The organism is Hansschlegelia beijingensis, from assembly GCF_045505405.1.
Lineage (GTDB): Bacteria > Pseudomonadota > Alphaproteobacteria > Rhizobiales > Methylopilaceae > Methylopila > Methylopila beijingensis_A.
Genome location: NZ_JBJKEX010000158.1, coordinates 1 through 6,705 on the forward strand (window position 1 = coordinate 1; position 6,705 = coordinate 6,705).

At 71.0% G+C, this 6,705-nt stretch carries 5 protein-coding genes and 1 pseudogene; 5 read left to right on the forward strand and 1 reads right to left on the reverse strand.

The annotated features are described in order from the left end of the window. Nucleotides 1-28: 28 nt before the first annotated feature. A complete protein-coding gene (locus tag ACIKT0_RS10890) occupies nt 29-961 on the reverse strand; it encodes a glycosyltransferase family 2 protein (protein ID WP_407105366.1) in 933 nt (310 codons plus the stop codon). 239 nt (nt 962-1,200) lie between these two features. Here ACIKT0_RS10890 and crtI point away from each other — a divergent pair, with 239 nt between their 5' ends. The 5 genes and pseudogenes from crtI to ACIKT0_RS10915 all read left to right on the forward strand — a co-directional run bounded on the left by crtI (nt 1,201) and on the right by ACIKT0_RS10915 (nt 6,689). After that, on the forward strand, nt 1,201-2,766 hold the full coding sequence (gene crtI / locus ACIKT0_RS10895) for a phytoene desaturase family protein (protein WP_407105367.1): 1,566 nt from the start codon (nt 1,201-1,203) through the stop codon (nt 2,764-2,766). Continuing rightward, nucleotides 2,763-4,286 (forward strand): phytoene desaturase family protein, encoded by a 1,524-nt coding sequence (locus ACIKT0_RS10900; protein WP_407105368.1) that lies wholly within the window; start codon nt 2,763-2,765, stop codon nt 4,284-4,286. Before crtI ends, ACIKT0_RS10900 begins: the two co-directional genes overlap by 4 nt. Beyond that, complete coding sequence (locus ACIKT0_RS10905) at nt 4,286-5,122, forward strand: lysophospholipid acyltransferase family protein (RefSeq protein ID WP_407105370.1); 837 nt, start codon at nt 4,286-4,288, stop codon at nt 5,120-5,122. The genes ACIKT0_RS10900 and ACIKT0_RS10905 overlap by 1 nt, the downstream gene beginning before the upstream one ends. A 68-nt stretch (nt 5,123-5,190) precedes the next feature. After that, nucleotides 5,191-5,814, forward strand: a pseudogene (locus ACIKT0_RS10910) (squalene/phytoene synthase family protein); the annotation flags it as partial. A 95-nt stretch (nt 5,815-5,909) separates the two neighbouring features. After that, nucleotides 5,910-6,689, forward strand: coding sequence for a squalene/phytoene synthase family protein (locus tag ACIKT0_RS10915; RefSeq protein WP_407105371.1), 780 nt, complete (start codon nt 5,910-5,912; stop codon nt 6,687-6,689). The last annotated feature ends 16 nt before the right edge of the window (nt 6,690-6,705 follow it).

Below are 6,705 nucleotides of genomic sequence, written 5' to 3' on the forward strand. Positions count from 1 at the left end.
ACGAGGCGTTGTCGCTCCTCAAGCGTGACTATCCGGACGCCGACCACTCCGTCGCGGACAGCGGCCGTGACATCCGCGCCGCCTGGCCGCGGATGTGCCCTCCGAACAGCAGGACGGTCCAGACCGGCAGACCGACGGGCGTCGCCATCCCCTCCGTCGCGTTCTTGGTGAAGCCCGCCCAGACCTCGGCTTTCGAGCGGTACATCCGGCACGAGGCGAGCGGCGTTCCATCGACCAGGTCGGTCATGAACCCGGCCCGGCGGAAGGCCCGCGGCAGCTTCAGCCCGTCATGCATGGAGGTCCGGATGGCCGCATGTCCGCCCGCCCGGAGGTAGGCCTCGCGCCGCGCCATCATCAATTGTCCGCATCCGGCCCCGAGCGAGGGCGCCGTGAGCCGGCGCATGACCGAGACAGGAAGGTAGCCGAGCAGCAGCGCGTTGATCATGGGGATCAGCAACCGCTCCCATGGGGTTCCGACGATCTGGCGCGGCACGCCGCTGACGAGGGCGAAGCGTCCGCCTTCCAGCCGGCCGGCGAGCCGGGCCGCGGCCTCGGGGGAAAGCCGGACGTCGGCGTCGACGAACAGCAGGAAGGGCGCGTCGGCGCGTTCGGCCAGCCGCTGGCAGGCGTGCTGCTTGCCGTTCCAGCCGGGCGGCAGGGCGGGAGGGGAGAACAGCTCCACCCGGGCGTCGCGCGCGGCGATGGCGCCGACGATCTCGGCCGTGCGGTCGGTCGAGCCGTCGTCGGCCACGATCACGCGGATATCGGCCGCGACACTGCGCAGCGCGGCCTCCACGCAGGGCCCGATCGTCTCCTCCTCGTCGCGCGCCGGGATCAGGATGGCGACCGAGGGATGCGAGGCCGGCAGCGGCGGGGCCGAGAGGAGCCAGAGGTTCCATGCCGTCATGCCGGCCGGCAGCGCCGCGAGGGCCAGGCCGACGAAGATCAGGACCTCAAGCAAATCCGGCGGCTCCACCAATGGAGCCGCCAACCTTCTTGCAACGCGCCGCCATTGATCCTCACAATCGTGTCATCGCACCGTCCGAACGATCGGCGGCCGCGTTAGTGCCGTTGCCCCGGATCGAAATCCGACGGGCGGCGTTTGGGTCTCGCCTGAGCGCCCCCGACATCGTTTCGGATGCTCAACGCGACGTCGGCTGACGGCCGGCGCCGGCGACCCGGCGGCATGGAGAAGCAAGAATGGCGAGCGGCCTAAAGCCTCCGGCGGGACGCCGCGTCGCCGTCGTCGGAGCAGGTCCGGGGGGCCTTGCGGCCGCGATGCTGCTCGCGCGGGCTGGCCTTTCGGTCACCCTGCTGGAGCGTGCGGACGCCGTCGGCGGCCGCACCCGCGGCTTCACGACCCCCGATGGCTTCACGTTCGACTTCGGCCCGACCTTCTTCCTCTATCCGCGCGTGCTCGAGGACATCTTCGCCGCATGCGGCGAGCGGCTGTCCGACCATGTCGAACTGAAGCGGCTCGACCCGCTCTACAACCTCGTCTTCGAGGGCGCGGGAGAGCTTCGCGCTAGTTCCGACGTCGCCCGGCTCAAGGCCGAGGTGGCCAGGTTCTCGCCCCGCGACGCGCAGAACGTCGAGCGCTTCCTGCAGGACAACCGGAACAAGCTCGCGGCCTTCCGCCCGGTGCTGGAGCAGTCCTTCTGCCGCCCGGCTGACTACGCTTCGCCCGCCATGCTCGCGGCGTTGCCCCATCTGCGGCCGCGGTTCAGCGTCGACCGCGACCTGCGCCGCTTCTTCTCCGACGCGCGGGTGCGGCTCGCCTTCTCGTTCCAGACCAAATACCTCGGCATGTCGCCGTTCCAGTGCCCGAGCCTGTTCACGATCCTGAGCTTCCTCGAATACGAGCACGGCGTCTTCCACCCGATCGGCGGATGCGGCGCGATCTCGGAAGCGATGGCGAGGGTCGCGGCGAAGCTCGGCGTCGATATCCGGCTGGGCGAGACGGTCGAGCGGGTCGTCTATCGCGACGGCGCCCCGGTCGCGGTCGAGACGAGCGGCGGCCTGCTCCCGGCGGACGCGGTGGTGATCAACGGCGACTTCGGCCATGCCGCGCGTCGTCTCGTGCCGGAAAGCGCCCGGCCTCGCTGGCCGGACGCCAAGATCGACAAGGCGCGGCTCTCCTGCTCGACCTTCATGCTTTATCTCGGGCTCGAGGGCGACACGTCGGGGCTCGAGCACCACACCATCCTGCTCGCCCGTGATCACGAGCGGAACGTGCGCGAGATCATGAACGGCGTGCTGTCCGACGAGCCGTCGATCTACATCCAGAACGCCTGCCGGACCGATCCGGGCCTCGCGCCGCCCGGCCATTCGGCGCTCTACGTGCTCGCGCCGGTGCCGAACCTGCGCTCAGGCGTCGACTGGAGCGAGGCGGCCGGCCGCTTTCGCGAGACCGTGCTGAAGCGGCTCGCGCTGATCGGGCTGCCGGACATCGAGAAGCGCATCCGCTTCGAGCGGATGATCACGCCGCCCGACTGGCGGGACGAGTTCGCCATCAACGAGGCGGCCACCTTCAACCTGTCGCATGATCTCGGGCAGATGCTCTATCTTCGGCCGCACAACCGCCTGTCGAAGGGCCTCTATCTCGTCGGCGGCGGCACGCATCCGGGCAGCGGCCTGCCGGTGATCTATGAGGGGGCGCGGATCACGACCCGTCTACTGCTCGAGGATCTGGGTCTCGTCGCCGCGGCCAAGGGGCTCGGATGGTTCCGCCCGCGCCGCGCGGCGGCTTCGGAGAACGTGGCATGAGCGGCAGATCGGTCGGGGTGATCGGGTCGGGGCTCGGCGGGCTTGCGGCGGCCTGCGTCCTGGCCGCGCGCGGCCACCGGGTGACGGCGTTCGACAAGAACGGCTGGCTCGGCGGCAAGGCGGCCGTGCTGGAGGCCGACGGGTTCCGCTTCGACATGGGGCCGACCATCCTGACCGTGCCGCGGGTGCTCGAGCGCATCTTCGCGGAAGCGGGCCGGGACATGGCGGACTATCTCGACCTCCGCCGCCTCGATCCGCAGTGGCGCTGCTTCTTCGACGGCGGCGAGAGCATCGACCTTCTGGCCGACGTCGACGCGATGGCGGACGCCATGGACCGCTTCGCGCCGGGGACCGATGCGGGCGAGGGCTATCGCAGGTTCCAGAAGGTCGCGGCCGGGTTGCACGGGGTCTCGGAGCGCTTCTTTTTCTGGAAGCCGGTCGAGGACCTGTTCGACACGATCGACCTGCGGGCGAACTTCAGTCCCGCCACGATGCGGGACGTGCTGTCGCTGCGGATGGGCAGTTCGGTGGCCGGCACCATCCGCCGGCACGTGCGCGAGGATCGCCTCGCGCAGATGCTCGATCACTTCACGCAATATGTCGGCTCCTCGCCCTACGGGTCCCCGGCGGTGCTGTGCGCCATCGCGCACATGCAGGCGGCGGACGGCGTCTGGTACCCGATGGGCGGCACGCGGGCGGTGGTCGAGGCGCTGGTGAGGCTCGGGCGGGAGCTCGGCGTCGCGTTCCGGCCGGGAACGGACGTCTCCGGCCTCGAGCTTCGCGACGGCGCGGTGGTCGGCGCCCGGACCGCCTCCGGCGACATCCTAGCGTTCGACGCGGTCGTCTCCAACATGGACGCGATCCGCACCTATCGCGAACTCGTCGGCGGGCCGGCGGCCGCCGCCTATGACCGCAAGGGCTTCGAGCCGGCCTGCTCGGGCGTCGTGCTCTATCTCGGCCTCAAGCGGCGCTACGAACATCTCGCCCATCACTGCTTCGTCTTCTCCCGCGACCCGGAGGAGGAGTTCGACGCGATCTACAAGCACGGACGCCCCGCGCCCGACCCGACCTGCTACCTCGCCGCGCCCTCCTTCACGGAGCCCGGCGTCGCGCCGGAGGGCGGCGAGGCGCTCTACGTCCTGGTGCACGCTCCCTATCTCCGGCCCGGTCAGGACTGGAGCCGCATGCTTCCCGGCTACCGCCAGGTCATCCTCGACAAGCTGAAGCGCTCGGCCGGGCTGCACGACATCGAGGAGCGGATCACCTTCGAGCGCGCGCTGACGCCGCAGGACATCCACGAACGCTACAAGGTGCTGGACGGCGCGATCTACGGGCTTGCGAGCCACGGCAAGTTCATGGGCGCGTTCAAGCCCGGCAACCGCAGCCGCAAGGTCCCGGGCCTCTATCTCGCGGGCGGCGCGGCCCACCCGGGCCCCGGCATGCCGATGGTCATGATGTCCGGCTGGATCGCGGCCGACGCGCTCGACCGCGACGCCTCGGCCGCCGCGGGAGCGGCCTAGTGGCGACGCGGCGTGCCCCGGCTCCGCGCTCCGCGAACGTCGTGGAGCGGTACTCGCCGTTCCAGGCGCGCTTCTTCACGCTCTATTTCGAGCGCTATTTCCGCCGCCACATGAACGCGCTGCGGCTCACGGGCGCGGCTCGCGTCCGGACCGGTGCGGCCGGCCCGCTGATCCTCTACGCCAATCACCCGGGCTGGTGGGACGCGGCCCTCTACCTCATCCTCGCGAGCCGTCTCTTCCCGGACCGGCGCCCGTTCGCGCCGATTGACCGCGAGATGCTGGAGAAGTACGCCTTCTTCGGCCGCATCGGCGCCTATGGCGTCGACCTCGAGAAGATGTCGGGCGCGGCCGACTTCTTCCGGCAAGGCGCCCTGATCCTCTCGCATTCGGACAGCCTGTTGTGGATCGCCGCGCAGGGTCGCTTCTCCGATCCGCGCGAGCGCCCGATCGGGCTGAAGCCCGGCCTCGCCTGGCTGTGCGAGGCGGCGCCGGGGGCGGTCCTCGCGCCGGTCGCGTTCGAATACGCGTTCTGGACGGAGCGGAGCGCAGAAGCCTTCGCGGCGTTCGGCGAGCCTGTGCGGGCGGCGGAGCTGCTCGCGCTCGACCGCGAGGCGCGTCAGGAGGATCTGAGCCGCAGGCTCGCCGAGACCATGGACGAGCTCGCCCGCGACGTCGTCTCCCGCGACCCCGAGCGCTTCGAGACGGTGCTGACGGGTCGAGCGGGGGTTGGCGGCGTGTACGACGCCTGGAAGAGCGTCGCGGCCGTGGCGCGCGGTCGGCGTTGGGATCCCGCGCACCGCAAGGGCGCCCGGCCAAGCTTCGAGGGCGACCGTTGAGCGCCGCTCCGTCGAAAACGCCGGCGGACGAGAATTTTCCGGTGGCGTCCTTCCTGCTGCGGCCGCAGATGCGCGCGCCGACGCTCGCCTTCTACCGCTTCGTCCGGCGGGCGGACGATGTCGCGGACGATCCCGTCCTGGCCCCGCAGGAGAAGCTCGCCCGCCTGGCGGCCATGGAGCGGGCGTTGCTCTCAGGCGACCCGCAGGACCCGGTCGCGAAGGCGCTCGCTGACGTGGACGCGCGGCTCGGCGTCGGGCGGGTCGAAGCGCTCGACATGCTCGAGGCGTTCCGGCAGGACGCGAGCCTCCGGCGTTACGAGACGCTCGACGACCTCAGGGCGTATTGCGCGAAGAGCGCGGCGCCGGCCGGTCGCTTCCTGCTCCGGCTGCATGGCGAAACCGAGTCCGTCTTCCCGGCCTCGGACGCGCTTTGCGCAGCGCTTCAGATCCTGAACCACATCCAGGACGCGGCCGACGACCGGCGGACGCTCGACCGGGTGTACCTGCCGCAGAGCTGGCTTGCGGAAGCCGGCGGCGAGACGGCTTTCTTCGACGCGGAGCGCGGCGCGGCCCGGCGCCCGGTGCTCGACGCCTTGCTGGACCGGGTCGACGAGTTGATCTGCGACGCCGCGGTCCTTCCCGAGGCGATCCGCGACCGCCGGCTCGCCTTGCAGGCCTGCGCCACCATCGAGATGGCGTGCCGGCTGCGCTCCAAGCTTTCGCGCGAGGATCCGGTCCTTGGCCGCGTGGCTGTCGGGCGTCCGCTCCGGCGCGACGCGCCCGCGCGGTGCGCAGGGTCGTCAGCCGGTCCCGTTCGTCCTTCAGGCTCGGCATGTCGGTGCTCGAAGCCGACCGCAGGCGGGCGATCAACGCCGTCTACGCCTTCTGCCGCAGGGTCGACGACGTGGCGGACTGCTCGGCGCCGCACGAGGAGAAGTCGCGCCTGCTGGTGGGCTGGCGATCCGAGCTCGACCGGCCGACTGGCGCGGTCGGCCGCGAACTCGCCTGGGCGCGGGAGCGGTTCGCCTTGCCGCCGGAGGAGCTTCTCGCGGTCCTCGACGGCATGGAGCAGGACGCCAGGGGCCGTGTCCGTATTGCGGACACGGAGGCGCTCGATCTCTACTGCCGCCGCGTAGCGGGCGCCGTGGGGGTGCTGTCCGTGTCGATCTTCGGCGCGACGGCGGCGCGCGACTTCGCGCTGACGCTCGGCCGCACGCTGCAGATCGTGAATGTCATGCGCGACGTCGGCGAGGACGCCCGGGCGGACCGCGTCTATGTCCCGCTGTCGTGGATCGAGGCCGATCCGGCCCTGCCGGCCCTCCAGCTTATCCGCTCGCCGCGCTTCGAGGCGGCGTGGATCCGGCTCGCGGCCGAAGCCGAGCAGGGCTTCGCGGCCTCCGGCGAGATGCTCCGCCATCTCGACCGCCGCAGGCTGAAGCCGGCGATCCTGATGATGGAAGGCTATCGCTGCCTGTTCCGGCGCATGACGCGCGAGGGCGGACCGAAGCTCGACGCCCCGCGGTCAGCAGGATCAGCGCCAGCACGACCAGCAGAAGGTTGCCGATGAACAGGCCGTAGATCGG